Here is a 26,831-nt window from a genome sequence, read left to right as displayed (position 1 = left end):
CCTATTGGTAATATAGGGTTTTGATCATCCCATCGGCCAGACCTATTTTGGGAACATGTATTTTTTTTGCCTTGCTCCACTTGGCAGCGTTCAAGAAAATTTTTGAAGCTGGTATGATCACATCCGCCCTATCCTGATTTAGGCCTAATTCCGATATCCGGTCGTCATAATCCATACTGTTCAGAAAGTGATATTGGGCATTCAACCAAATATAGGACAATGGTTGCCCTACCTTTCTACCGGACATTTTGTGAAGCTTGTTAATGTTTCCTCCAGAACCGATGATCTCAATTTGACTGTCTGGACTTACCCTTTGGGTAATCCAATCCCTGACCTCTGCCCAAACCGAATCATCAACCAAATTGTTCAAGATCCGTACGGTACCTATTTTAAATGATTTGGACACCTGGGGCTTGCCATTTTCAAAAAAGGTGAACTCCGTGCTACCGCCTCCCACATCCACATAAAGATAACATCTATCACTTTTTATGATATCCTTTAAATCCGTCGAGGCAATGATGGCAGCTTCCCGTTTACCATCAATGATTTCAATCTTGATTCCCGAGGCCTTGTATACCTTCTCCACCACTTCTCTTCCATTCTTGGCCTCCCGGAGCGCAGAAGTTGCACAGGCCATGTATTTTTCAACACCATATACTTTCATCAACAGATCGAAGGATTGCATGGTTTGGATCAATCGAGCAAGGCTATTATCAGAAATGGAAGCGCGCAAGAAGGAATCCTCCCCCAATCGCACAGGTACCCGCACCAACTCGCTTTTTTTGAATGCAGTGGGCTTATCCGTCTGTTCTATCACATTGTTGATGAGCAATCTTACGGCATTGGAGCCTATATCTATTGCTGCGAACTTACGTATTATCAAATTGTGTAGGTTTTAGGATTGCAACTTTTTCTGATAGTAATAGTACAAAGCAAATTGTGACCTGATCGGTTCCTCCCCGGATTTTCTTTTCCGATAGGCATTGTCCTGTTTGTCCGAAAACACCCTGGCCTTTGTATTATCACTCCAAGAAATCTCAAAAGTGTCCAAGAGTTCCTGTTTTATCTCTGGATCATAGATGGGGCAGCCCACTTCAACCCTGAAATCCAAGTTACGGGTCATCCAGTCCGCTGACGAAATATAGACCTTGGGATTTCCGCCATTTCCAAAGATAAACACCCTGGGATGTTCCAAAAACTTGTCGACCACACTAATGGCCTCAATATTCTCGCTCATTCCGGGCACTCCTGGAATAAGACAACATATGCCCCTGATTATCAGCTGTATCTTCACCCCTGCCCTGCTGGCCTCATATAACTTATCCACCATCTTATAGGATGTAAAACTGTTCATCTTCACCTTGATGAAGGCCTCCCTGCCTGCCTCGGCATTGGCAATCTCGTTATCAATAAGCCTAATGAAGGTTGACTTAGTATAGTGTGGTGAAACTATAAGGTGTTTGTACTTGTATATCTTATAATTTGTTTCAAAGAAGTCAAAAACCTTGCTCATATCCTTCAAAATGCCCTCATGGGCAGTGAACAAGGTGTAATCCGTATAAATCTTGGCGGTCGATTCATTAAAGTTGCCCGTGCTGATAAAACCGTATCGTTTAATGCCTTCGCCTTCTTCCCTCTCGATCATGCATATCTTGCTGTGCACCTTAAGACCAGGCACCCCAAAAATCAGGTTGACTCCTTCTTCTTGCAATTGGTTGGCATATTCGATGTTGGCACGCTCATCAAAACGGGCCTGAAGTTCTATTTGGACGGTAACCTGCTTTCCATTTTTGGCCGCATTGATCAACGCAGAGGCCACTTGGCTGTCATCCGCCAATCGGTAAACAGTTATCTTGATGGTACGTACCTTGGGGTCCAAAGCAGCTTCACGGAGAAACTTGGTTACGTAGCTAAAGGACTGGTATGGCGTATAGATCATAAAATCCTTGTGCGCTATGAGTTCCAAAAGACTCCCCTTCATGCTAAAACCCTTAACGGGCAGTGATTCTATTTTTTTGTACATCAAATCCTCTCTGCCCAAACTGGGAAAGCCCATATAATCCCTCCTGTTGTGATACCTTCCACCGGGAATAACGCTGTCGGTGTCCACAATGTTCATTTTTTCCTTAAGAAATTGGAGGGTATCCTTATCTATGCTCTTGTCGTAGACAAAACGGACCGGGTCACTTATTTTCCGACTTTCAACGCTGGACGATATCTTTTCGATGAAGCTTTTGGTAAGGTCGTTATCAATGTCAAGCTCAGCATCACGGGTAATCTTGATCATGTGCGCTGAAATGGACTCGTATTCGAACATGGTGAACACGTTGTCCAGGCAAAATCGGATAAGATCATCCAGGATAATGATAAAGTTCTTGTTCCCCTCCTTGGGCAGTTCCACAAATCTGTCGATGCCCTTTGGAATTTCGATCAGTGCATATCGGTTTGGGCCGTGGTGATTGGCGTGGTCTTTTTTCATTACCATTTTTACTGCCAAATAGGCCGCCGTATCGTTCAGCAACGGAAATTCGGTAAGGTCGTTGAGGATGATGGTCATCAGTTCTTGGTTCACTTTTTTAAAAAAGTAATCCCTGATGAATTCTGCTTGCCCCTCGGTGATTTCCTTCTCATTGATAATGAAAATATTCTCTTGCTCGAGTTCTTTTTCAATGCTCTTGAATATTTCCAAACTCCTGGACTGCTGTGCGATAACAATTTTGGTGATTTCCTCCAACAGATCTTTGGCCCTTTCTCCACCCAAGACACTTTTTCCTGTTTTTCCAGCATCCACAATACGCTTTACGGTTGCATAGCGCACCTTGAAAAACTCATCCAAATTGTTGCTGAAAATACCCAAAAACCTCAGGCGGTCTATCAACGGCACTTTTTTGTCCGCACTTTCTTGAAGCACCCGTGCGTTAAAATGCAGCCAACTTATCTCCCTGTTGACATATTCGTTCCTTACTTTGATCATTTATTTTTTTAAATGTTTTGGAAATATCAATTGCTCAATGGTACCCTTTCCAATTTTCGTCCAGTTATCTTCCTTAAAAACTATATGGACCAGCCCGGCCGTGGGTACGTTGTCAATATACCTATCTCCCCATGTATTTGCAAGCGTTGTGAAGGCATAATTATGTCCAAATATGGCAACCTTGTGAAGATCGTTGTCCAATTGCTGAACAAATTGGCGGACACTGTTCCCAGAAAAGTCGTAAAGGGATTCCGTTACACGAAATCTTTCCAAATTGTACTCTTGATTCCTGAGAAAAATCATACTGGTGTGCAAGGCCCGGTTCGCTGGACTGGAAAAGGCAAAATCAATTTGCGCGCCACCTGACCTAAATTTCTTACCTACCAAATGGGCATCATTTATTCCCCTTTCCTGCAACGGTCTATCCTTATCGGAAATATCATAGTCCCACGATGATTTTCCATGTCGCATCAATATCAAATGTTTCATACAAATCGGTTTTAGGGTGCCAATCGCTCTATTTTCCAATCCAGATCTTCTACCAAAGTATATCTGATCCTGTCGTGCAGTCTATTGGGACGGCCCTGCCAAAATTCCATTGACATCGGGCGGACCAAGTAGCCGCCCCAATGCGGAGGTCTGTCAATTTCCTTCCCCTCATACTTTTTTTCCAATGCGGCCAATTCCTTTTCCAGATATTCCCTGGACTCTACCACCTCACTTTGATTGGAGACGATAGCCCCCAATTTACTTCCCTCTGGCCTGGATTCAAAGTATCCATCGGACATGTTCCCGGGGATTTTTTCTGCAGTGCCCTTTATTATGATCTGGCGCTCAAGACTGTGCCAAAAAAAGGAAATGCACACTGCTGGATTGTTGGCAATGGCCCTGCCCTTTTCACTTAGGTAGTTGGTATAGAAAATGAACCCTTCATAGGTGTACTTTTTCATAAGAACCACCCTGTTTTTTGGAAAACCGTCCAAACCGATGGTGCTGATTGTCATGGCATTGGGTTCTTCCAGACCTTCGGTAGCCTCTGCCTCATAGAACCACTTTTGGAATTGCTGCATGGGGTTCGCATCGATGGAATCCTCGGTCAATGAGCTCTTTTCATAAGCCTTCCTGTAATTGCTCAGGTCATTTTGCATGCGTATCAATCTGGATTACCCTCAAATTTCAGCAAAAGATGGGAAATGGGAAAGGTATTGGACCGTTTTTATATTTTTTGATCAGATCTCAAAGGTTTTCCCATCTTCAGACAGTTCCACATTGGGAAATTCTGTCAAGGCTTCTTCCCTAAAAACCTCGATGGATTTATAGCGGGTGGAATAGTGTCCCAATATAAGTTGGCCCGCGCCGGCCTTCTTTGCGATTACCGCAGCCTGCTTGGCCGTTGCATGTTTGGTTTTTTCACAAAGTCTTGATTCTGTCTCCAAAAAAGTAGATTCGTGATAGAGCACATCCACCCCTTTGATGAGGGGCAATATATTCTCATCATAGGCGGTATCGCTGCAAAAAGCATAGCTTTTAGGTTGGGGCGGATCAAAAGTGAGTTTTTTGTTGGCTATTGTTTTTCCCTCCTTGTCAATCCCATCCTTGCCCTCTTTTATTTTGATGAACTGGCTCCTATCTATTCCATGTTTGATGGCTGCCTCCACATTTAGGGTCCGGGGTGCTGGTTTTTCGCTGAACAGGAAACCGTTGGTATATACCCGATGATCCAGGGGTATGGTATGGACGCTCAGTTTATCGTCTTCAAAGAGAAGCTCAGAACCATGGGAGTCCAATTCATGGAAAACCAACGGATAATTTGTCCAAGAGTCCCCAAGTTTAAGGAAAAGGGTGATGGCCTCCTTGATGCCCTTGGGTCCATAAACATGTAATTCCGTTTCCCTTCCCAGCAACCTAAAGGTTGAAATCAATCCTGGAAGTCCAAAAAAGTGATCTCCGTGCAGGTGGGAAATGAAGATATGCTTGATCCTTGCGAATTTTATCCTGTACTTTCTGAGCTGCACCTGGGTGCCTTCCCCACAATCAATCAAAAAAATTTGGTTCTTAATCTCAAGTACCTGTGATGTTGGGTTGGTGAATGTTCTTGGAGTTGCGGAGTAACAACCTAATATTGTTAACTTCAAAATAAATGGAAAATTGAAAATGGAAAATGAAAAATTATATGGTAAGAAGATATTATCGTCATGATCAATACTTAAACTTTCAATTTTGAGGATTTTACAATTGAGGCCAGTAATTTGATCAATTGCGTAATTTCATCGTTCAATTTGGCATAATTCGTTTCTGAAACGTATTCCGATCGAAACAATATATCAAGCCAGTACCTTGTTTCATTGGCCTCCTTGAGGGCTATGTTCATTTTATGTGTGAAATCTTTCCTGCTCTCCGCATGTTCAGCCTCTCGCACCAAAGCGCCAATGGAGGTGCCCGAACGTAATAATTGCTTGGATAGAACGAATTCCTTATGCTCAGACTGTAACTTCTTGTAGAAGTGCACTATATCAAGGGCAAAACTGAAGCTCTTTTTCTGAACAATATTCTCCTTGGGCAAATCTTTAATTTTCAATTATTCATTTTAACCTTACAATCAAAGATCTAGGTCCCGTTCTATCTCTTCCATTTCGATGATGTCCCTGGCCTCTTGAAGCGTGGGTACCAGACTGATTTCGTCAGGCACCTCATCATAAGAGACCCTATCGGTCACCAACACAAAAGATTTTTTAGACGCTTTATGGGTATTGGAAATGTCCAAAAACTCGAGAATATCATTTGCCGTTAGCTTGTTGAATGAAAAAAGGTTGACAATGATATTGTCGTGTTTCAATTTGGGATATGCCTTGTTCAAATTTTCCAAGAAGGTCGTAAGGGAAATCTTTTCCTGAAAAACAATGGTGGTTGTTCCTTCTTTGTCGAAAATCATTTTATTTAATTTTTGATGCCAATAAATATAATACAGCCATTCGGATCGCCACTCCATTTTCCACTTGTTCCAGAATAATGGATTGGTTGGAATCCGCTACGTCACTTGTGATCTCCACCCCCCTATTAATGGGTCCCGGGTGCATCACCACTATGGATTTGTCCAAACTGTTCAACAGTTGTTTGTTCAGCCCAAACTGCTGGGTATACTCCCGCGTGGATGGAAAATAGCTGATGTCCATCCTTTCGCGCTGTACCCGAAGCATGTTGGCCACATCACACCATTCCAAAGCTTTTCTCAGATTGGTTTCAACAGTCACACCTAGCGATTCAATATGCTTTGGTATCAAGGTTTTGGGTCCACATACCTTTACCTGGGCGCCTTGTAGCTTCAGCGCAAAAATATTGGACAGGGCCACCCGGGAATGCAGGATGTCCCCGACTATGACCACATTCTTACCACCAACATCGCCCAACTTTTCTCGAATGGAATAGGAATCCAAAAGAGCTTGGGTGGGATGCTCATGGGCTCCATCACCGGCATTTACTATGGAAGCGTTTACATGCCTTGCGAGAAAGATCCCAGCTCCCGGATTGGGATGCCGCATTACCACCATATCCACTTTCATGGACAGGATATTGTTTACGGTATCGATTAAGGTTTCTCCCTTTTTTACCGAGGATTGAGAAGCCGAAAAATTCACCACATCGGCGGATAGCCTTTTTTCTGCCAGTTCAAAAGAGAGCTTGGTCCGCGTGCTATTTTCAAAAAAGATATTGGCTATGGTCACATCCCGTAGGGTGGGAACTTTCTTTATGGATCTGTTTATTACTTCCTTAAAGTGGTCGGCCGTTTCAAAAATGAGCTCGATATCCTTTTTCTTCAGATATTTTATTCCCAATAAGTGGTTTACGCTCAATTCGCCCATCGTGCTATTTGCTAACTAAGTACACAATATCTTTTCCATCATTTTCCTTCCACATCACCTTTACTTTCTCCTCGTTTATGGCATCGACCTGCCTGCCACGATAATTGGGCTGAATGGGCAAATGCCTGCTAAATCTTCTATCGATCAGGGTAAGCAACTCAATGCTTAATGGTCTACCAAAGGATTGGATGGCCGTCAGGGCCGCCCTTATGCTTCTTCCGGTGTAGAGCACATCATCAACAAACACCACTTTCTTGTCTTCGACCAAAAAGTCCATTTTTGTTGTGTTCGCTGCCAAAATCTTATCGGAACGCCCAAAGTCATCCCTAAAAAAGGTGATGTCCAAAAAGCCCAGTGCAATGTGTTTTATCTTGTAATCGTCCCTTAGGATCTTTGCCAGTCTTTCTGCCAAAAAGATTCCCCTGGGTTGAATTCCAATCAAGGCCGTATTGCTAAAATCCAGATGATTTTCAAGGAGTTGACAGGCCAAACGGTGCAGTATGATGTTTATTTCCTTCGAAGTAAGCAGTACTTTTTGACTCATTTGCGTTGCGACCGACTCTGTTGAAAACAAAAGTAATCAATTCTTTAGAATGTAAAGGTCAAAAAAAGCCCCGCCTAAATGGCAGGGCTCGTTGTATCTGTATGGCTAACCGATTATTTTTTCTTGGAATCGGCTTCCATTTTATCCTTCAACGCCTGTAGCTGTGCATTGGCATCTCCAAGGGTCGGTGCGGCTTCATCAGAAGAAGCTGCCCTTTTCTTGGCTGCTTTTACGTTGCGGTCCTCTTGCTCCCTAAAGATGGCGGTATGACTTGCAACCACACGCTTGAAATCCTTATTGAACTCGATGATCTTGAATTCGGCCTCTTCACCTTTCACAAGTTTTTTGCCGTCTTCTTTTTCCATATGCCTCGAAGGCACAAAACCAACAATATCCTCATTGAAGTTGATGGTGGCGCCTTTGTCGACCACTTCTGCAATGGACGCCTTGTGGACAGTTCCCTCAGCAAACTCTTTGGAATACTTGTCCCAAGGGTTCTCTGTGGTCTGCTTGTGGCCCAAGCTCAACTTACGGCCCTCAACATCCAATTCCAATACTTCAACTTCCAAGGTATCGCCCACGTTTACGAACTCTGATGGGTGTTTGATTTTCTTGGTCCAAGAAAGGTCGGAGATATAGATCAATCCATCAATTCCTTCTTCCATTTCAACGAACACACCAAAGTTGGTAAAGTTCCTTACGATTCCTTTGTGTTTGGAACCTACGGGGTATTTGGAAGTGATATCGGTCCATGGGTCTGGGGTCAACTGCTTGATGCCCAAGGACATTTTGCGGTCTTCCCTATCCAGGGTCAACACAACGGCCTCGACCTCATCGCCCACATTCACAAAATCCTGTGCAGATCGCAAATGTGTGGACCAGGACATTTCCGAAACGTGGATCAATCCCTCAACACCTTCGGCAACCTCGATAAAGGCCCCGTAGTCAGCGATAACCACCACTTTTCCTTTGACCTTATCCCCTACTTTGATCTCATCGCCGAGGGCATCCCATGGATGTTTCTCCAATTGCTTAAGACCCAATTGGATCCTAGATTTGTTGTCATCAAAATCAAGGATGACCACGTTCAGTTTCTGATCCAGTTCCACCACCTCGTTGGGGTGGTTGATGCGGCTCCAGGAAAGATCGGTAATGTGGATCAATCCATCCACGCCACCAAGGTCTATAAAGACTCCATAGGAAGTGATGTTCTTCACAACACCTTCCAATACCTGGCCTTTCTCCAACTGGCCGATAATCTCTTTTTTCTGTTCTTCGATGTCCGCTTCAATCAAGGCTTTGTGGGAAACTACCACGTTCTTGAATTCATGGTTGATCTTAACCACTTTGAACTCCATGGTCTTTCCTACGTATTGATCATAGTCACGGATAGGCTTAACATCTATCTGGGAACCGGGCAGGAACGCTTCAATTCCGAATACATCGACGATCATACCACCTTTGGTCCTGCATTTTACAAAACCGGTAACGATCTCCTCCTTGTCGTGGGCATCGTTCACGCGATCCCATGCCATAATGGTCCTGGCCTTTCTGTGCGACAATACCAATTGTCCGGTCTTGTCCTCACGGATATCGATGAGCACCTCAACCTTGTCCCCTACCTTAAGATCGGGATTGTAACGGAACTCGTTCAGGGAAATAACCCCTTCAGACTTTGCATTGATGTCGATGATAGCCTCTCGGTCTGTCATGTGGACCACTTTTCCCTCGACCACTTCCTCATCGGCGGTGTCCACAAAATTTTCCTCTACGAGTGCTTCAAATTCCTTGAGCTTTTTGTCATCAACACGCTCAATTCCTTCTTCGTACCTTTCCCAATCAAAGTTTTCCAAAAATTCCTTGGGATCCTGTTGGGTCTTGGTTTCTTCTTTTACTTCTTGTACGGTTTCGGCAACTTCCACTGCCTCAACATTAGTTTTTTCTTCAGCCATGCGCTGATATTCAATTTGTATTCCGCGTTTTACAAGAGTTGAACAATTACCGCGAAAGGGTTTATAAGATTAGTTTCACTTTCCTTTTTCCTCTTGCTGCTTTGTTAAAAAAGGAGCGCAAAAATACAACTAAATTCTTGTTTTACAAAGCATAGGGGCCAAAGGTTTGCCGCATGCGAAAGTATAGTCAAATTTTCATGGCAAAATCTATTAAGAATACCTATATTGAAAGCTCTAATTATTAACTAAAAAAAATACGATCATGAGTGTAAAAGCAAAATATCAGCCCGTTTTGGACCTGGGTGCAAAATTGAACATAAAGAACGGCGATGTTAGCGAGGAAGGCGGCGTGCTGAAAATAAAGGGCACGGCCGGAACCCAGTATGAGAAAAACCTTTTGTGGGACAAGATCAAGGAAATCGGGGGTCAGAATCCTTCCGACGTCAAAGCGAACATTGGCGTTGAAGACGACTCGGTTTTCCACAGGCACACCGTTAAGAGCGGAGAGTCCCTAAGCAAAATTGCCAAGCACTATTATGGGGATGCCATGAAGTACAACAAAATTTTTGAGGCCAATACGAACATTCTTAAAAATCCGGATCTGATCCACCCTGACCAGGTGTTGGTGATTCCCAATCTATAAACAAAGTATCTTAAGATAAAAAGGCGCCTTGGGGCGTCTTTTTTTTGAAGATTTTGTATCTCCCTTTCAAAAATGTCCCGCTTCCAATTCGGAAATGGCGCCCATCTATTTGCGTTGGATTATTACCTTGAAAAAGCTAACTTCACTTGCTTGTGCTGAACTTGTTTCAGTATCAGTCGATATAATACGCTAAAAACGAATCATATCTTTAACGTTAGCCACAAGCTGAAAAAAATTACGTTCTGAGCTAAAATTTTACCTTTGCATAAAAAAATAATGGCTGATAAAGCATTTATAACATCCGAGATTTTAAAGTGGGCAAGAGAGTCCGCTAATATCTCTGTTGAAGATGCTGCTAAAAAAGTTTCTGTATCGCCTGAAAGGTATTTGGCTTGGGAGAATAGTAATGATTTTCCGACAATTCGACAAGCTCAAATCTTGGCAAAAAGTTTTAGAAGACCATTTTCACTTTTCTTTTTACCAGAAATACCAAAAGATTTCCAACCACTGCAAGATTATCGAAGAGATGATGCTCAGAAGCTAGATACAGCATCATTATTTATTATTCGTGATGTTCAAGAAAAACAGAATTGGATAAGTGAATTATTCGAAGAAATTGGCGAAGACAAACTTCCTTTTGTTGGAAAATATTCTATCAACAATAATCCAGAAATTGTTGCTAGAGATATATTGGACACCTTAAAAATTAGTCCAGATAATTATCAGAAAACACCGATAAACGAATGGATTGACAAATCAGAAACTGCTGGAATATTTATATCTCGTGCTAGCCACTTGCATTCACATTTAGTTCTAGATAGAGACTTAATTCAAGGTTTTGCGATTGCTGACAAATTCGCCCCTTTTGTATTTGTGAATTCAAAAAATTGGAATGCACCACAACTATTTACATTAGTCCATGAGTTAGCACATATTTGGATAGCTAAATCGGGTATCTCAAATGAAATAGATATTGATTTTACTGACAAACCTAAATCAAAATTTCATTCAGTAGAATTATTTTGCAACCAAGTTGCAGCCAATGCACTAATGCCAAAGGAATTAATTTCCCAATTGGATGCAGATATATTTGATTCGAATGATTTGATTTTTAAACAAGCTAAAGAGCTCGGTATAAGTTCTTTTGCATTATTAGTTCGCGCTTTAAACTTAAATTTAATTTCCCAATCTCAATATAAAATTCTAAAACTAGATGCTCAAGATGAATTTGAGAAGTTTTTGGAAAGAGAAAAAATAAAAAAGGAAAAACAAAAAGAAAGGAAAGGCGGACCAGACACTTACCTTCTACGCCTAAATAAAAATAGCAAACTATTCACGAGAATTGTAATGGATTCTTTTAATAACGGTTCGTTATCACCATCAATTGCAAGTAATCTTCTTAACACGCAGATTAATAAATTCCAAAAATTTGAAAAACTGCTTGCCTAATGTTCGAAGATGAAAAAGTAGTTTACTGTATTGATGCCAATATTCTTATTCAAGCTTGGCAAAAATATTACTCACCAGAAATTTGTCCTTCTTATTGGGAAGTTTTAAATGATTTAGGTAAAAAAGGTGTGATTTTTATTCCCGAATTAGTTTATGAAGAAATAGAGAAAGGCGAAGACAATCTATTTCAATGGCTGAAAAACAGTGATATTCCGATTAGAAAAATTGATGGAGGGGTAACAAACTGTTTAAAAGAAATATATGCATCTAACCCAAGTCATAAATATTTAGTTTCAAGCAACGGAATTCACTCAAAAGCTGACCCTTGGGTAATTGCTCATGCAATTAAAGAAAATGCAATTGTAGTGACAAAGGAAACGAAAGACTATTTTAAGAATCAAACCAAAATTAAAATTCCTCACGTTTGCGATAATATGAATGTTAAGTGGATTGACGATTTTGAATTTATAAGGGATTTGAAGATAAAATTTATTTGTAAATCAGAGTGAAGCTAGTGACTAACAACACAAAAAAAAATAGCGAGATTAATAATAAACCCAGGCTCAGTAAACTTAAAAAAGGTGTGTGTTTATCCAAAATTCAGTTCGTTTTTACCCGTTACTATTCTTATTCGAAACCGATAAGTCAAACCCACAAATCCCATCCTTCCCACCCTACTTCGCAATCACCCTTTTGGCAAATTCATGGATACGTTCAAACTGCTCTTGCAGGCCCATATCGCTATTGTCCAGTTCAATAGCATCCGCAGCCTTTCTGAGGGGCGACGTCTCTCGGGTGGAATCTATCCAGTCCCGTTCCCTTACATTTTTCAGCACTTCATCATAGGTAACCTGTTCTCCCCTCTCCAACAGTTCCTTGTAGCGTCTGGCCGCCCTTGTTTCCGCAGAAGCCGTCATGAAGAGTTTTAGTTCCGCATCTGGGAAAACCACGGTACCAATATCCCTGCCGTCCATAACCACGCCCTTGTCCTTTCCCATTTGCTGTTGCATTTCCACCAACTTCTCGCGGACTTCCGTTATCGCAGCTACCTGGCTCACCTGTTTGGAAACTTTCATGGTCCTGATTTCCTTTTCCACATTTTTACCATTCAAATACATATCTGAACGGCCGGTGGCAGGATTGGGCACAAATTCAAGGTTTATTTTGGGCAAATGGGCTATCAACGCTGTGGCATCAACATGCTGGTCAATAAAACCTTGATCTATGGCGTAGTGGGTTACGGCACGGTACATGGCCCCTGTATCCACATACACGTAACCCAACGCGGCAGCCAATTGCTTGGCCATGGTGCTTTTTCCGGTGGAGGAAAACCCATCAACAGCTATGGTTATTTTCTTCATTGTATCAAAAATAAACATAACGCACCTAATGTCCCCTTAAGGGGACGGTTCTAATTGTGCTTGCCTGGAACTTTATAAGGTTTTGGCATCTCTCACCTTTTTGTCGGTGATGGCTATATCGATTACCTCGCTCATATCGGAAACATAATGGAAGGTAAGTCCCTTCAAGTACTCCTCCTTGATTTCCTCAATGTCCTTTCTGTTATCCTCGCAAAGTATTATTTCCTTTATCCTGGCGCGTTTTGCGGCCAAAATTTTCTCCTTGATCCCTCCAACCGGCAAAACTTTGCCCCGCAAGGTAATCTCCCCGGTCATTGCCAGACTTTTCCTTACCCTTTTCTGGGTGAACAGGGAAACGAGCGAGGTAAGCATGGTTATCCCTGCGCTTGGTCCATCCTTTGGTGTTGCGCCTTCCGGAACATGGATGTGGACGTTATATTTTTCGAAAATGTCGGCATCAATGCCAAATTTATCCGCATTGGATTTAATGTATTCCAGGGCTATTGTAGCCGATTCCTTCATTACCTTGCCCAAATTTCCGGTAATGTTGAGGTTGCCCTTTCCTTTGGAAAGAATGGTTTCTATAAAAAGAATATCACCCCCGACACTGGTCCATGCCAACCCGGTGACAACCCCCGCCACGTCGATATTTTCATACTTGTCCCGCTCCAAACGGGCCGGTCCCAATATTTTTTCGACATCCTCATTCGTCACCTTGATGTCATATTCCTCTTCTATGGCTATGGATTTGGCCGCATAGCGGACCATTTTGGCCAGTTGTTTTTCCAATCCCCGAACCCCTGACTCACGGGTATAGCCTTCAACAATCTTTTCCAATTGTCTTTTGCCAATCTTCAAATCCTTTGGGGACAGGCCATGTTCCTTCAATTGTTTTGGCAATAGATGCCGCTTGGCTATCTCTACCTTTTCCTCGATGGTATAGCCCGTAACGTTGATGATCTCCATACGATCGAGCAACGCAGGCTGGATAGTTGACAGATTGTTGGCCGTGGCTATGAACATCACTTTGGAAAGATCGTATCCCATTTCCAAAAAGTTATCGTGGAATTCATTGTTCTGTTCCGGGTCAAGTACCTCCAACATGGCCGAAGAGGGATCTCCTTGATGACTGTTGGACAGCTTGTCTATCTCATCCAGGATAAAAACCGGGTTGGAAGTCCCCGCTTTTTTGATGCTTTGTACAATCCTGCCGGGCATGGCACCAATATATGTCTTCCGATGCCCCCGTATTTCGGCTTCATCACGAAGACCGCCCAAGGACATGCGAACATATTCCCTGCCCAATGCTTCGGCCACCGATTTTCCCAACGAAGTCTTGCCAACACCTGGTGGGCCATACAGACAAAGTATCGGGGACTTCATATCGTTCCGCAGCTTCAAAACGGCCAAGTACTCAATAATCCTTTTTTTTACATCTTCCAGACCATAGTGGTCCCTATCCAAAATCTGCTCGGCGCGTTTAAGGTCGAACTTGTCCGTGGAATACTCGTTCCAAGGCAAATCCAAAATCAAATCCAGGTAGTTGCGCTGGATGGAATATTCGGCGACCTGGGGATTCATCCGCTGCATTTTGCCCAGTTCCCTTTCAAAATGTTCCTCTACCTTTTTGCTCCATTTTTTTTTCTTGGCCTTCTCCCGCATTTCGTCCACCTCCTGCTCGTAAGACATACCGCCCAGTTCCTCCTGGATGGTTTTCATCTGCTGGTGCAGGAAGTATTCCCTTTGCTGCTGGTCCATATCGCTCCGCACCTTGGATTGGATATCGTTCCTGAGCTCCAACTTTTGGAGCTCCATGTTCATATATTTCAAAGTGGCCAAGGCGCGTTCCTGTAAATTGGGTATCTCGAGCAATTGCTGCTTTTCCGCAACGGTTAGGTTCAGATTGGAGGACACAAAGTTGATCAAGAACGAATTGCTCTGAATATTTTTGATGGCAAAAGTGGCCTCACTCGGAATATTGGGGTTGTCCTTGATTATCTTAAAGGCCAGCTCCTTGATGGAATCAATTATGGCCTCAAATTCCTCATTGTTGGTTTTAGGTCGTTCTTCGGCGGCCTCCGCAATTTTGGCGGTCAAATAAGGTTTCTCGGTGAGAATCTGCTCTATTTGAAAGCGCTTTTTCCCCTGAATGATCACGGTGGTGTTCCCATCGGGCATTTGCAACACACGTAAAATCCTGGCCACGGTCCCCAAGGTATTTATATCCTCAACCCCAGGGTTCTCGGTTTCCTCATCCTTCTGTGAAACCACACCTATGGTCTTGGAACCATTGTTGGCATCTTTGATCAGATTTATGGACTTGTCCCTACCTGCAGTGATCGGGATCACCACTCCCGGGAACAGTACCGTGTTGCGCAGGGGCAAAATAGGAAGCACCTCCGGAAGATCCTCCCGGTTCATCTGTTCTTCATCCTCTGGTGTGAGCAAAGGTATAAGTTCCGCATCCTGGTCCAGGCCCTGCAAGTCTATATTGTCAAAATTTGAAATTTTCATCGATCCCATATCATCTTTTCGGTCATTTTGTCATAAAGGACAAAAATAAAACCCCGTTGTTAGCAAAGTGAGCCTAAATAATCCATTGAGAATCAATATTATCAGTAGATTACAGGCACATTCATCGCTTTAAGAAGGCAATTCCCATGCCATTAAAATTTATTTTTTTCAAAAAGTGTAACAATTGATAATTTCATCCCTCTATAAGACAAACCATTCATTTTTTGAGCCACCAAAATGAACATATTGATAGGTTGCTTGACTTGTGCCGTCAAGGTAAGCAAAGTGCGCAAATGGAGATCTACAATCGCTATTACAAGGCCATGTACAATATTGCGAACCGGATTGTGAAGAACCCAGCGGAAGCTGAGGACGTGATGCAGGAATCATTCTTGAACGCATTCACCAAGTTGCACACTTTTAAAGGAGAAGTTGCCTTCGGCGCATGGCTAAAACGGATTGTGGTGAACAACAGTATCTATCATTACAATAAAGAAAAGAGGAACAGGGCAGTGGATTTGGATGAAATAATGTACAAGGTCGAAGATAATGACGAAGTTGCTCTGGATTCCAATGGTTTTGCAGAACTGAAGGCTCAAAAAGTGATGGAAACCATGAAAAGTCTGAAGGACAACTACAGAGTTTCTTTGACCTTACATTTGATCGAGGGATATGATTATGATGAAATAAGTGAGATCATGAACATTAGCTACGCTAATTGTAGGACCACCATATCCAGGGCAAAACAAAGCTTAAGAAAAAAATTGACCGTAAATGCATGATGATGAAAAAGGACAATATTGAACAATTATTTGAACGTCTACAAGGACAGTTTGACCTTGAAGAGCCTAAAACCGGACATCGTGACCGGTTTATGGAAAAATTGCAGCAGCACCAGGGTACCGTTGCATTGCACAGGAAAAAAAGCACATGGTGGAGGCCCCTTTCCATAGCTGCCTCGGTGGCGCTCATTGCCCTGCTCGGTCTGCAGGTCTTCAATATACGGCCCAGCATCAAGCAGCAAGTTGTGCAAATAGCACCGGAAGTGTCCAATACGGAGTTTTACTTCGTCAGTTTGGTGGAAGAACAGGTGCAGCTCCTTAAAAATCAAAAAACACCCGAGAACGCTCAGTTGGTGGATGACACCCTGATGCAATTGGAGCATTTGGAAAATGATTACAAGCAACTGGAAAGAGACTTGGTAAATGGTGGTGACAGCAAAATTATACTGAATGCCATGATAACCAATTTCCAGATAAGAATAGATCTACTTAAAGAAGTACTGAACAGTATCGAAAACATTAAAAACTTAAATTCCTATTCTAATGAAAACATCACTATATAAAAGTGCTCTCTGGGCCTTGATGCTGGTTCCCCTGTTACTGTCGGCAAACACGGACAATCCCAACGGGAGGTATACCAAGGAAAAGACCATAAAAAAGGAGTTCAGCGTAAATCCGAACGCACTCTTTAAGGTAAAGAACAGCTACGGAAACCTGAACATAACCTCATGGAACGAGGACCGGGTAGTTGTGGAGGTGCATATAAAGGCCAACGGCAACAATGAGGAAAAGGTACAGGAAAGATTGAATGAAATCGATGTTGATTTTGAGCATAATCCGAGCTTGGTCTTTGCAAGAACCATGTTTGGTGATGGGAACAACCGCGGCGGTTGGTGGGGAGGCAGGAGAAGGGTTAACATTCAGGTAAACTATGTTATCAAGCTTCCTGTGAAGAACAATATAAACCTCATCAACGATTATGGCAATATTTATCTTGATCGCATTGATGGACATGCCAAAATCAGCTGCGACTATGGAAAAATCGACATAGGTGAGTTACGCGGAAGGAACAATGAACTCCGTTTTGACTATACCTCAAGGTCCACATTTGGTTATGTGAACAGTGCGGAAATCGTTGCGGACTACTCTGGTTTTACCATCGAAAAAGCAGGGAACCTGAACATAAAGGCCGATTACACCAATGCCGTGATCCAGGAAATGGCGGACCTGGAATACTCCAGTGACTATGGTTCCCTTGAGGCAAATGAAGTGAAAAATGTAACCGGTATTGGCGATTACATCGGGGTTAAATTGGGAACGGTGCATGGAGATGTGAGCGTTACCTCGGACTATGGATCGCTGAAGATTGATAAAATGGCTCCAGATGCTGGAAATATCAACATAAAAAGTGATTACACCGGCATCAAGATAGGATACGATCCCCAGTACCATTTTGATTTTGAGATTTCTACGGACTATGCTGGAGTGAGTGGCAAAGATGCCTTTGAAATCAATATCAGCAAGGAAAAATCAAATGAAAAATATTACAAAGGCTACTACGGTAGCGAAAACTCGGGAAACATGGTCAATATCACCAGTGATTATGGTGGAATTACCTTCTATCAAAACTAAAAATCAAATCAAAAAACACATTAAAAATCAATCATGAGAAAAATCATCACATTTGGATTGGCACTGACCGTTACAGCAATGGCAAGTGCACAATGGGGAAAAAGAGTAAAAGGAAACGGTAATGTTGTCACCGTAGAACGTTCCGTGGGCGACTATGATGGCGTAGCACTTGCAGGATGGTTCGATGTTGAACTGGTGGAGGGTAGTGAAGGGGAAATCACCCTCAAGGGTGAATCCAACCTGTTGGAACATATCAAAACTGAGGTCAAGGACGGGAAATTGATCATTAAAAAGGAAAAAGGCATGAATCTGAGCCCATCCACTTGGGGCAAGGCCATATTGATTACGGTTCCCGTTGAGGAAATCAGTTCGTTGTCCATTTCAGGATCCGGTGATGTTGTAGGCCGGACCACTTTGAAATCTGATGATTTCAGCGTTAGTATAGCAGGTTCCGGAGATATAGATATTGCCGTGGAAGCGGAAGAGGTGGATGCATCGCTTTCTGGATCAGGTGACATTGCCCTATCGGGAAAAACCTCGGCCCTGGATGTGCAGGTATCCGGTTCTGGCGATGTTAAGGCTTTTGGTCTTGAGGCTGAATTCGTTGATGTGCAAATATCCGGCTCCGCCGATGTGAAAGTTACGGCAACCCAATCCTTAAATGCCAGGGTTTCGGGGTCGGGGGACATCATCTATCGAGGCAATCCATCAAAAGTAAATAGCAAGGCCTCCGGTTCGGGGGATATAACCAAAGGATAAGGGAGTTTATCACCAATCAAAGAACAATCGAACAAAAGGCCCTGTAAATTCAGGGCCTTTTGTTTTTGGTACTAGTTGCTTTTCTTGTTCACGCGTGTCAACAGATAGAGTCCGACCAAAAAGAACAATCCCAAAAATATGGTACTGTTACGCATACTTCCCGTTAGTTGGGCCACGGCACCGTACATAAAAGTACCAATAATGATTCCTATCTTCTCCGCCACATCATAAAAACTGAAAAAGGAAGCGGTATCGGTGGTCTCCGGCAAAAACTTGGAGTATGTGGAACGGGAAAGGGCCTGAATACCACCCATGACGATCCCCACCAATCCGGCTGCGGTATAAAAATCCGTGGGGGTTTGCAAAAAATAGGCATAGATGCACAACAAAACCCAAATGGCATTAATGACCATCAAGGTGGGAATGTTTCCAAATAGCTTCGAGGCCCTGGCCGTGATGGTCGCACCCAAAATCGCCACCAATTGAATGACCAAGATACTGATAATGAGTCCCGTGGTACGTTCACTGTCCGAACCCCAACCAATTTCCTCTTCCCCAAAGTAAGTGGCAATCAGCATAATGGTCTGAACGGCCATACTGTATACGAAAAAAGCTCCCAAAAAGCGCTTTAAGCGGATTTCAGAGCCCAATTGTTTCCAAACATTCTGCAATTCCCTGAATCCATTAAGCACAATATTCGTGCGCTCCCCTTCCCTTTTGTATCCTTTGGGGAGATGCGCAAAAGTGTATTGACTGAACATGATCCACCAAACACCCACGGAAATAAAGGAGTATTTCATGGCCTTTATCTCGGCAACCTCACCACCGCTATCCGTAATACCAAATACTGCAGGTTGCATCACCATGGCCAGATTGAAAACCAATAAGATCACGCTGCCTATATATCCCAATGAAAAGCCTTTGGCGCTGATGCCATCCTGTTGTTCTGGATAGGCTATATCGGGCAAATACGAATTATTGATGGCAAAACTGACCCAAAACCCCACCAATCCAAAGAAGTAGCAGAGCAAACCAAAATAAATATTTTCCAAGGAAAACCAGTATAGGCCTATGCAGGAAAGCGCACCCAGATAGCAGAAAAACTTCAGGAAAACCTTTTTGTTGCCCATGTAATCGGCAATGCCGGAAACCAAGGGGGTAACCAGCGCAATGAACACAAAGGCCAAAGATGTCACATAACTTATAAGGGGAGCCCTGGCTATTTCCCCGCCAAAAAGGGTGACCTTTTCAATACCCGCCACACGAAAAAGGGTTCCATAGAATATGGGGAAAATGGCAGAAGAAATCACCAGGCTGTATACGGAATTCGCCCAATCATAGAATGCCCATGCATTCAATAATTTTTTACTTCCCTTTAAGGCCAATACTCTAGTCATATTCCCAAATAAAAAATGTCATCTTGATCGCATGTAAGGGGCATGGAAAAAGCCATTGTCACATGCGGTCAATAATGACATTTCTGTGTGCTGTTTTTCAAACTATTTGAATGATGTCACCCCAAATTTAGCCGCTTCTTGTTTCGCCGCAGGCGCCCAAGCGGTCAAATTGTTGATTCTGGTGTCGTTTGAGGGGTGGGTGCTCAAAAACTCAGGAGGGGCCTGGCCACCAGCCTTCGCCTTCATCCTTCTCCAAAGATTGGCAGCTTCATCTGGATTGTAACCTGCAATGGCCATGATTTGAAGTCCAATACGGTCTGCCTCGGTTTCATGGCTTCTGCTGAACGGCAACATGACCCCCAATGTGGAACCCAGTCCGTAGGCCTGATTAAAGGTGTTTCGCTTTTGCGGATCTTGAATGGCCACATTCCCGGCCACCGCACCGATTTGCTGCAACATCCCAGCACTCATACGCTGTGCTCCGTGGTCTGCCAGTGCATGTGCCACCTCGTGGCCCATTACAACGGCCACACCGGTTTCAGTCTGAGTGATAGGCAAAATACCTGTATAGAACACTATTTTTCCACCAGGCATGCACCACGCATTTACGGTCTCATCCTTGACCAAGTTATACTCCCATTTATAGTCTTTTAAATATCCGGGATGGCCATTGGCGTTCAACCATCTTTCCGATGCTGATGCGATCCGTTGACCCACTCGTTTGATCATTTCTGCCTCCGAGGTGCCCGTTACCACGTTGTTTTCATTCAAAAATTGATCGTATTGGGCAAATGCCATGGGAAAAACTTGGCTGTTCGGATAAAAATTGAGCGTGCTCTTACCGGTAAAAGGGTTGGTTTTGCAAGCTGCAATCCCCAAAAAGATGGCTATGGCTAAAATGAACTTTTTCATGATATTTCTATGTTTAACTACTTGGGAAAATACAAAAAAAATTATTTCCCAATGATGTGCAATTCAGTAAAATCCTTGGTTATCTCGATGGAATTGTTCCCATTTAATTTAACGTCCTGGGTGTTAACCTCCTCGTTGTCTACCTCAACGGTGCCAATGGTAAAGGGCAGTCCGTGGAAGGTAAACCTAAATTTATCATACGGAGTGATGAAGTTCCCATCCTTAAATTGTTGGATGATGAGCTCATTTTGTTTTCCTCTCAATCTAAACCGCCGCAGACTGAACCTGCCTTTTTTATAATCGTAACCATCTTGCTGGTCCTCGTACACCTGGGAATTTTCCATTCCTTCCTTAAAGTATACATCTATTTCCAGTTCGGTCATTTCCTTTTCACCCACATATTGTTGCACCGGATATTTTGGTATCATGGCACCTTCTTTTACATAGAAAGGTATGACGTGCAGTGGTGCCGAGACCCACTTCTCTACACCACCGGTAATGACCTCATCGGTCCAGTAGTTGTACCAATTCCCTTTGGGAAAATACATCCTTCGACCCTGCGAATTGGGTTCCTGCACGGGGCATACCAAAATTTGCTCCCCAAATAGAAACTCATCGGTCCTAAAGTGTGTCTGGGTATCTTCTTGATCATAGAATACCAAGGATTGCAGCATGGGCAAGCCATCCTTTATATACCTGTAGAACATGGTGTAGAGGTAAGGCAATAGTCTGTACCTCAATTCTATGAATTTCCTTACGATGTTGGTAATCTCCTCACCAAAGGACCAAGGCTCTTGGTCTCCATGGTCTCCGCTGGAATGGACCCTACAAAAAGGATGGAAGATTGCCAATTGAATCCAACGTGCGAAAAGCTCCCCATTGGGTTGCTCTGCAAACCCACCAATATCGGAGCCCACAAAGGAATAGCCACTCATGCACATGCGCTGCATCTGTACATTGGCGATCCATAGGTGTTCCCAGGTGGCTACGTTGTCTCCTGTCCATGTGGCACAGTAGCGCTGCGTGCCCGCATAGGCCGCCCTGGTAAGGACAAAAGGTCTTTTCGGAAAGGTATATTTCTTAATGCCGTTATAAGTTGCGCGGACCATTTGCATCCCGTATACATTATGCGCCTTTCTATGGCTACAGGGATGGCCGTCATAATCATGCCGCACATCCAGGTTTGCAGTCTTGCTGGGCACTTCCATCACAGCAGGTTCGTTCATGTCGTTCCAAACTCCATGTACGCCAAGGTCGGCTATCATTTCCTTGTACAGTCCTGCCCACCATTCCCGTACTTCCGGATTGGTGAAATCGGGAAACTTACACTCCCCGGGCCATACTTTTCCTTTAAAATGCGGTCCGTCGGCCCTTTTGCAGAAGAAATCGTTTTCCATACCTTCCTGGTACACCCAATAATCCCTATCGATTTTGATTCCTGGATCTATCATGGTTATGGTCTTGAACCCATCGGCCTCCAGTTCCTTGATCATTTTCTTCGGATCCGGGAAATACTTCTTGTTCCAGGTAAAACATCGAAAACCGTCCATGTAATCAATATCCAGATAAATGGCATCGCATGGGATTTTCAATTTTCTGAAGGTGGAAGCCAACTTTTTAACCGTTTTTTCTGGATAGTAGCTCCACTTGGACTGATGGAACCCCAAGGCCCAGAGTGGTGGCAGTTCAGGAACGCCTGTTAAATTGGTGTAGGCCTCCACAACTTGGCCCATTTTTGGTCCGTAGAAGAAATAATAGTTCATTTCCCCGCCGTCTGCCCAAAAACTGGTCACATTCCTTTTTTCATTGGCAAAATCAAAATAGGTGCTGAAGGAGTTATCGAAAAAAATGCCGTAGGCGACGCTTTCCTTGAGTCCTACATAAAAGGGGATGGACTTGTACAGCGGTTCCTGGTCCTTGCCATAGGCGTAGGAGTCGGTGACCCAATTGTTCACCCGCTTTCCCTTTAGGTTGGTGTGGGAGGCCTTGTCGCCCATTCCGTAATAGCTTTCCCCAGAATGGCATACTTTGCTCATCTTCACGATGTTTCCCCCATAATCATAGTTTTCCTCCCAGTGAAAACCTAGTTCATCCTCAACAATGCTATTGCCCTCTATATCCTCTATCTTGATTTTAAGATTGGATTTATCAATATGGACCATGACCTTGGAGGTCTTCACGATGTATTCGTCGGTGTCTTCTTTTACAGAAAGTTCATTGTACCCAATGCTCACATCATTGCTAAGGGCATAGGAGAAATCAGGCTCAAAAACGTGTTCCGTTGCATAACGAAATCGAATTACGCTGTCCCTCAGTATGGTCAGCTCGAGTACGACGCCATTTTGCGTTGTGAAATAAAGCTTATCGTTCTCTTGCTTGAAATCAATTATGTGATTGGGTTGCTCGTTTCCGCGTTTTTCTATTTCTGTGTTGGTGATCATTAGTCAGTTTATTGAGACTAGCAAAAGAAACACTTTAGACCGAGAAATTAAAAAGATGTTAAAAACATTGTTGCTACAACGTTTGCGTATTCCCTTTATCGATAGATTACGACTCCCAACGGTGGCACGGTGATAACAACGGACTGCTCAAAGCCATTCCAACTCTTGTTGGTTGGCCTGACTATTTTCTTGCCAATACCGCCTCCAGAGTACTTGGTATCGTCACTGTTGAAAACCAATTTCATCTGCTTGGTTTTTGGCACACCCATCCTATAGTTCTCCCTTGGGACCGGGGTGAAGTTGCAGGCCACGATTAAATCGTCCTCTGGATCGTTGCCTTTCCTAATGTAAGTCAAAACCGTATTTTCATGATCGTTGTGCTCTATCCATTGGAATCCCTCTGGGCTGAATTGCTTTTCATAAAGTGCTGGACTGTTCCGATAAAGTTGGTTCAGATCCTTGACGACCTCTTGTATTCCGGAATGAAAATCGTACTGCGTGAGGTGCCAATTCAAGCTTTCCTGAAAATTCCATTCGGAAGATTGGCCAAACTCACCCCCCATAAAAAGAAGATTTCCTCCGGGATGGGTGAACATGTAACCGAAAAGCAGTCTAAGGTTGGCAAAGCGCTGCCATTCGTCGCCCGGCATGCGGTAAAGAAGGGATTGTTTGCCATAAACCACTTCATCATGGGAAAATGGCAACATAAAGTTCTCCGTGAACGCATAGGTCATGCTAAAGGTGATATCGTTTAGGTCGTAGGATCTATATATCGGCTCCTTTTTGAAGAATTCCAAGGTGTCGTGCATCCATCCCATCATCCATTTCATACCAAAACCGAGACCGCCCAAATGCACTGGCTTGGTGACCCCGGAAAACGCCGTAGACTCTTCCGCAATGGTCTGCACCCCCTTGAAACTGGCGTAGACCTCAGTGTTCATTTCCCTGAGAAAGGACATGGCCTCCAAATTTTCGTTGTTGCCGTACATATTGGGCTCCCACTCCCCGTCTTCCCTGGAATAGTCCAAATAGAGCATGGATGCCACGGCATCAACCCGTAGACCATCCACATGGAATTGATCAAGCCAAAAAACAGCGTTGCTGATCAAAAATGCCCTTACCTCGTTCCTTCCGTAATTGAAAATAAGGCTTTTCCAGTCAGGATGGTACCCTCTTCTGCGGTCTGGGTGTTCATAGAGATGTGAACCGTCAAAAAAGCCAAGTCCGTGGGCATCTTCTGGAAAATGCGAAGGTACCCAGTCTAAAATGACCCCTATGCCGCGTTGGTGGAACTTGTCAACGAGCATTTTAAAATCCTCCGGTTTTCCAAAGCGGGAAGTCGGGGCAAAATAACCCGTTAACTGGTATCCCCAAGACGGATCAAACGGATACTCCATGACGGGCATGAACTCTACATGGGTGAAACCCATTTCGTCCACGTAGTTCACCAATTCATCAGCCATTTCGGCATAGGTGAGAAACTCCCATCCATTCTTCTTTTTCCAGGAGCCCAAATGCACTTCGTATACGGAAAAGGGACTCTGCAGGCTATTATATTTTTCGCGCCCATCCATCCATTTTTTGTCCTTCCACTTGTAGGGGGCGTCCCAGACCAAGGAGGCCGTTTTTGGTGGCTGTTCGCAGTATCTGGCAAAAGGGTCTGCCTTTTCAGTCCAAATATCGTTGTTATGGGATTGAATTTTGTACTTGTATTTTGCGCCCTTGTCCACTCCAGGGATAAACCCCTCCCAAATGCCACTGTGGTCCCAACGGACATTGAGTTTATCTTCAGTAGCATTCCAATGGTTGAAATCGCCAATCACGGATACGGACTTGGCCGAAGGCGCCCAAACAGCAAAATAGGTGCCCTTGACCCCATCCACCTCGACCAAGTGGGATCCCAATTTATCGTACAGACGGAAGTGTTTTCCGGACTTGAAGAGGTTAATATCGAAATCGGTAAAAAGACTGTGCGGAACTACTTTTGCCATCATTTTTTATTGTTGATTATACTCATAATGCCCCTAAGCGGAATGACCGCCCACAAGGGCCTCGAATTCATTTCATATCCCAGTTCGTAAACTGCTTTTTCCAACATGCAGTACTCCAAAAGGAACTCCCGCTCCTGGGTGTACCCAATGTTGATATTGTTTTTCTGGATCAAATCCACGTACGTATTGAGAAACACGCCGATAAAGTACGTATAAAGAATTTCCCCAGCGTGAAAAAGATCGGCCTGCTTATAGGGATATTTTCCTTCGTTGTTGAAAATGGTGGCATATACCGCGTAATGAAAAGAGCGGAAAATGCCCGCCACATCCTTCAATGGCGGTTGTTTTACCTTCCTGTCCCTGATGGTACTCTCCGGTTCCCCTTCAAAATCGAGAAGATAGAAATCATCATCCCGAACCAAAACCTGCCCCAGATGATAATCCCCATGTACGCGAAGCCGCTCCCCTTTGAGTTTGGTCCAATCAAAACTGATGAAACGTTTCCTGATCTCATTTTTTCGTTCCAGAAACTCCTTGGCCAACTCAGCGGACAGGCCCGTCAATTTGGTAAAATTGTTTTCAACAGTGTTCAGGCGGTTCTGGAATTGGTAGAGCAGTCTGTTTTTTAGCCACACTTCATAATCGCCATTGAAATGTTCCGGGGTAAATGCCGTATCCTCAAACTCAGAACCCAGCGCAATGTGCATTTCAGCAGTTCTTTTTGCCAAGGTCTGCAACCTCAAAAATATGTTCAACCCGGCCCAGTCGATAATTTGATGGGGCACATCCCCTATCTTCAACCGCTTGAACAGCGCCACCTTGGGCAAGGCGTGTACATCAATTTTCTTTCGTTCCAACCATTGGAATACCTTATCAATTTCCTTCAACATAAACTCCCAGGCATCTCCTTTGTTCGGAAGCAATTCCTGCATCAGTGCAATGGTAATGTTGGCATCGTCGGAGTCTATAATGCTCAAACTGCCCATATAGGCTGGTGTGTTCCTGTATCCTTTTTTTTCGGAAAGGAAACGGCTCATTTCGTAATCGGGGTTCTTGTCGGCGTAGATCCTTCTAAAAAACTTGATCACATATTTATCGTTCATGATGATGGAGGTATTGCTCTGTTCCATCCCCATGAATCGCGACGATTTATATTCCGTATCCGTAAAATTCAAGCTTTTGTGATAGCGCACCCTGGTTGTGTCATTGGGTTCGGCGGTTATCAATCTTTCAAAGACCAGTTTCCGAAACGCGTCTAGGTTCAGTGCATCTATTATGAACCCTTCCTGACCATTTAGGGTAAGCGGCAGTATCCTATCTTTTTTGGCAAAATTTTCATCGGACACAAAGGCAATCGGCAAAAAATAGTGTTGGTAAAAGGCCTCTTCAAAATTGACCTCCAATATCAGTCCATAGTATACCTCCCCGTGCTGTTGGATCCTGAAATGCTCCGGGAGCTCAATATATTTTAACTTGCTCGACTTCCCGCCGTACCACCGCTGTCGTACCACGTATTCCTCGAGCACTGTGGATAGAAAGACCTGCGTGAAGCTTTCATCTTCCAAAAGGTTTTCCCAGGCTATATTGAATTTGTAAGGAGGTTTCAATGGATTCTTTTTT

At 43.7% G+C, this 26,831-nt stretch carries 24 protein-coding genes; 7 read left to right on the top strand and 17 right to left on the bottom strand.

The features are described from left to right. Nucleotide 1: 1 nt before the first annotated feature. The 10 genes from K7G75_RS08340 to rpsA all read right to left on the bottom strand — a co-directional run bounded on the left by K7G75_RS08340 (nt 2) and on the right by rpsA (nt 9,330). Entirely contained in the window at nt 2–883 is an 882-nt protein-coding gene (locus K7G75_RS08340; protein WP_222983799.1) for a Ppx/GppA phosphatase family protein, read from the bottom strand. A 12-nt stretch (nt 884–895) separates the two neighbouring features. Continuing rightward, entirely contained in the window at nt 896–2,974 is a 2,079-nt protein-coding gene (gene ppk1, locus K7G75_RS08335; protein ID WP_222983798.1) for a polyphosphate kinase 1, read from the bottom strand. Further along, nucleotides 2,975–3,463: a SixA phosphatase family protein gene (locus tag K7G75_RS08330; RefSeq protein ID WP_222983797.1), complete on the bottom strand. Its 489-nt coding sequence runs from the start codon at nt 3,461–3,463 to the stop codon at nt 2,975–2,977. Between the two features lie 11 nt (nt 3,464–3,474). Continuing rightward, nucleotides 3,475–4,122: a pyridoxamine 5'-phosphate oxidase gene (pdxH, locus tag K7G75_RS08325; protein ID WP_222983796.1), complete on the bottom strand. Its 648-nt coding sequence runs from the start codon at nt 4,120–4,122 to the stop codon at nt 3,475–3,477. Nucleotides 4,123–4,203: 81 nt separating this feature from the next. Then, on the bottom strand, nt 4,204–5,109 hold the full coding sequence (locus tag K7G75_RS08320; protein ID WP_222983795.1) for a ribonuclease Z: 906 nt from the start codon (nt 5,107–5,109) through the stop codon (nt 4,204–4,206). A gap of 71 nt (nt 5,110–5,180) precedes the next feature. Next, nucleotides 5,181–5,552: a four helix bundle protein gene (locus K7G75_RS08315; protein ID WP_262420296.1), complete on the bottom strand. Its 372-nt coding sequence runs from the start codon at nt 5,550–5,552 to the stop codon at nt 5,181–5,183. A gap of 21 nt (nt 5,553–5,573) precedes the next feature. Further along, nucleotides 5,574–5,906, bottom strand: a complete 333-nt coding sequence (locus K7G75_RS08310; protein WP_222983794.1) for a ribonuclease Z — start codon at nt 5,904–5,906, stop codon at nt 5,574–5,576. A gap of 1 nt (nt 5,907) precedes the next feature. After that, nucleotides 5,908–6,834: an aspartate carbamoyltransferase catalytic subunit gene (locus tag K7G75_RS08305; protein WP_222983793.1), complete on the bottom strand. Its 927-nt coding sequence runs from the start codon at nt 6,832–6,834 to the stop codon at nt 5,908–5,910. 4 nt (nt 6,835–6,838) lie between these two features. Next, a complete protein-coding gene (pyrR, locus tag K7G75_RS08300; protein WP_222983792.1) occupies nt 6,839–7,378 on the bottom strand; it encodes a bifunctional pyr operon transcriptional regulator/uracil phosphoribosyltransferase PyrR in 540 nt (179 codons plus the stop codon). Between the two features lie 113 nt (nt 7,379–7,491). Next, complete coding sequence (rpsA, locus tag K7G75_RS08295) at nt 7,492–9,330, bottom strand: 30S ribosomal protein S1 (RefSeq protein ID WP_222983791.1); 1,839 nt, start codon at nt 9,328–9,330, stop codon at nt 7,492–7,494. Nucleotides 9,331–9,592: 262 nt separating this feature from the next. Between rpsA and K7G75_RS08290 the strand changes: the two genes are divergently transcribed. From K7G75_RS08290 to K7G75_RS08280, 3 genes are all read left to right on the top strand, one after another. Further along, a complete protein-coding gene (locus tag K7G75_RS08290; protein ID WP_222983790.1) occupies nt 9,593–9,973 on the top strand; it encodes a LysM peptidoglycan-binding domain-containing protein in 381 nt (126 codons plus the stop codon). A 276-nt stretch (nt 9,974–10,249) separates the two neighbouring features. After that, nucleotides 10,250–11,422 carry an ImmA/IrrE family metallo-endopeptidase gene (locus K7G75_RS08285; protein ID WP_222983789.1) on the top strand — a complete coding sequence of 391 codons (1,173 nt, stop codon included), beginning with the start codon at nt 10,250–10,252 and terminating at the stop codon, nt 11,420–11,422. Beyond that, a complete protein-coding gene (locus K7G75_RS08280; RefSeq protein ID WP_222983788.1) occupies nt 11,422–11,931 on the top strand; it encodes a DUF4411 family protein in 510 nt (169 codons plus the stop codon). Before K7G75_RS08285 ends, K7G75_RS08280 begins: the two co-directional genes overlap by 1 nt. 165 nt (nt 11,932–12,096) lie before the next feature. Here K7G75_RS08280 and cmk read toward each other — a convergent pair whose 3' ends face one another. Together cmk and lon are read right to left on the bottom strand one after the other, a co-directional pair. Beyond that, the gene (gene cmk / locus K7G75_RS08275) at nt 12,097–12,783 is read right to left on the bottom strand and encodes a (d)CMP kinase (protein ID WP_222983787.1); all 687 of its coding nucleotides are present in this window, start codon (nt 12,781–12,783) and stop codon (nt 12,097–12,099) included. A gap of 72 nt (nt 12,784–12,855) precedes the next feature. Continuing rightward, nucleotides 12,856–15,306, bottom strand: coding sequence for an endopeptidase La (gene lon, locus K7G75_RS08270; protein ID WP_222983786.1), 2,451 nt, complete (start codon nt 15,304–15,306; stop codon nt 12,856–12,858). A 215-nt stretch (nt 15,307–15,521) separates the two neighbouring features. On the opposite strand from lon, the gene K7G75_RS08265 reads away from it, so the two are divergent. From K7G75_RS08265 to K7G75_RS08250, 4 genes are read left to right on the top strand one after another with little or no spacing between them, the layout of a single operon-like run. Next, the gene (locus K7G75_RS08265; RefSeq protein WP_222983785.1) at nt 15,522–16,079 is read left to right on the top strand and encodes an RNA polymerase sigma factor; all 558 of its coding nucleotides are present in this window, start codon (nt 15,522–15,524) and stop codon (nt 16,077–16,079) included. Then, nucleotides 16,076–16,642, top strand: a complete 567-nt coding sequence (locus K7G75_RS08260) for a hypothetical protein (protein ID WP_262420295.1) — start codon at nt 16,076–16,078, stop codon at nt 16,640–16,642. Before K7G75_RS08265 ends, K7G75_RS08260 begins: the two co-directional genes overlap by 4 nt. Then, a complete protein-coding gene (locus K7G75_RS08255) occupies nt 16,623–17,711 on the top strand; it encodes a DUF4097 family beta strand repeat-containing protein (RefSeq protein ID WP_222983784.1) in 1,089 nt (362 codons plus the stop codon). Before K7G75_RS08260 ends, K7G75_RS08255 begins: the two co-directional genes overlap by 20 nt. 33 nt (nt 17,712–17,744) lie before the next feature. After that, nucleotides 17,745–18,470, top strand: coding sequence for a head GIN domain-containing protein (locus tag K7G75_RS08250; protein WP_222983783.1), 726 nt, complete (start codon nt 17,745–17,747; stop codon nt 18,468–18,470). A gap of 71 nt (nt 18,471–18,541) precedes the next feature. On the opposite strand, the gene K7G75_RS08245 is transcribed toward K7G75_RS08250, so the two are convergent. From K7G75_RS08245 to K7G75_RS08225, 5 genes are all read right to left on the bottom strand, one after another. After that, nucleotides 18,542–19,867: an MFS transporter gene (locus K7G75_RS08245; RefSeq protein ID WP_222983782.1), complete on the bottom strand. Its 1,326-nt coding sequence runs from the start codon at nt 19,865–19,867 to the stop codon at nt 18,542–18,544. 102 nt (nt 19,868–19,969) lie between these two features. Then, complete coding sequence (locus K7G75_RS08240) at nt 19,970–20,779, bottom strand: M48 family metallopeptidase (RefSeq protein ID WP_222983781.1); 810 nt, start codon at nt 20,777–20,779, stop codon at nt 19,970–19,972. Nucleotides 20,780–20,820: 41 nt separating this feature from the next. After that, nucleotides 20,821–23,220, bottom strand: a complete 2,400-nt coding sequence (locus K7G75_RS08235; protein WP_222983780.1) for a glycoside hydrolase family 31 protein — start codon at nt 23,218–23,220, stop codon at nt 20,821–20,823. Between the two features lie 95 nt (nt 23,221–23,315). Further along, a complete protein-coding gene (gene glgB / locus K7G75_RS08230; RefSeq protein WP_222984988.1) occupies nt 23,316–25,211 on the bottom strand; it encodes a 1,4-alpha-glucan branching protein GlgB in 1,896 nt (631 codons plus the stop codon). Continuing rightward, nucleotides 25,211–26,818 carry a trehalose synthase gene (locus K7G75_RS08225; protein ID WP_222983779.1) on the bottom strand — a complete coding sequence of 536 codons (1,608 nt, stop codon included), beginning with the start codon at nt 26,816–26,818 and terminating at the stop codon, nt 25,211–25,213. Before K7G75_RS08225 ends, glgB begins: the two co-directional genes overlap by 1 nt. Nucleotides 26,819–26,831 lie beyond the last annotated feature (13 nt).

This window comes from Flagellimonas meishanensis (genome assembly GCF_019880545.1).
In the GTDB taxonomy this organism is placed as follows: Bacteria; Bacteroidota; Bacteroidia; order Flavobacteriales; family Flavobacteriaceae; genus Flagellimonas; species Flagellimonas meishanensis.
This window is presented reverse-complemented; position numbering and strand designations above follow the sequence as displayed.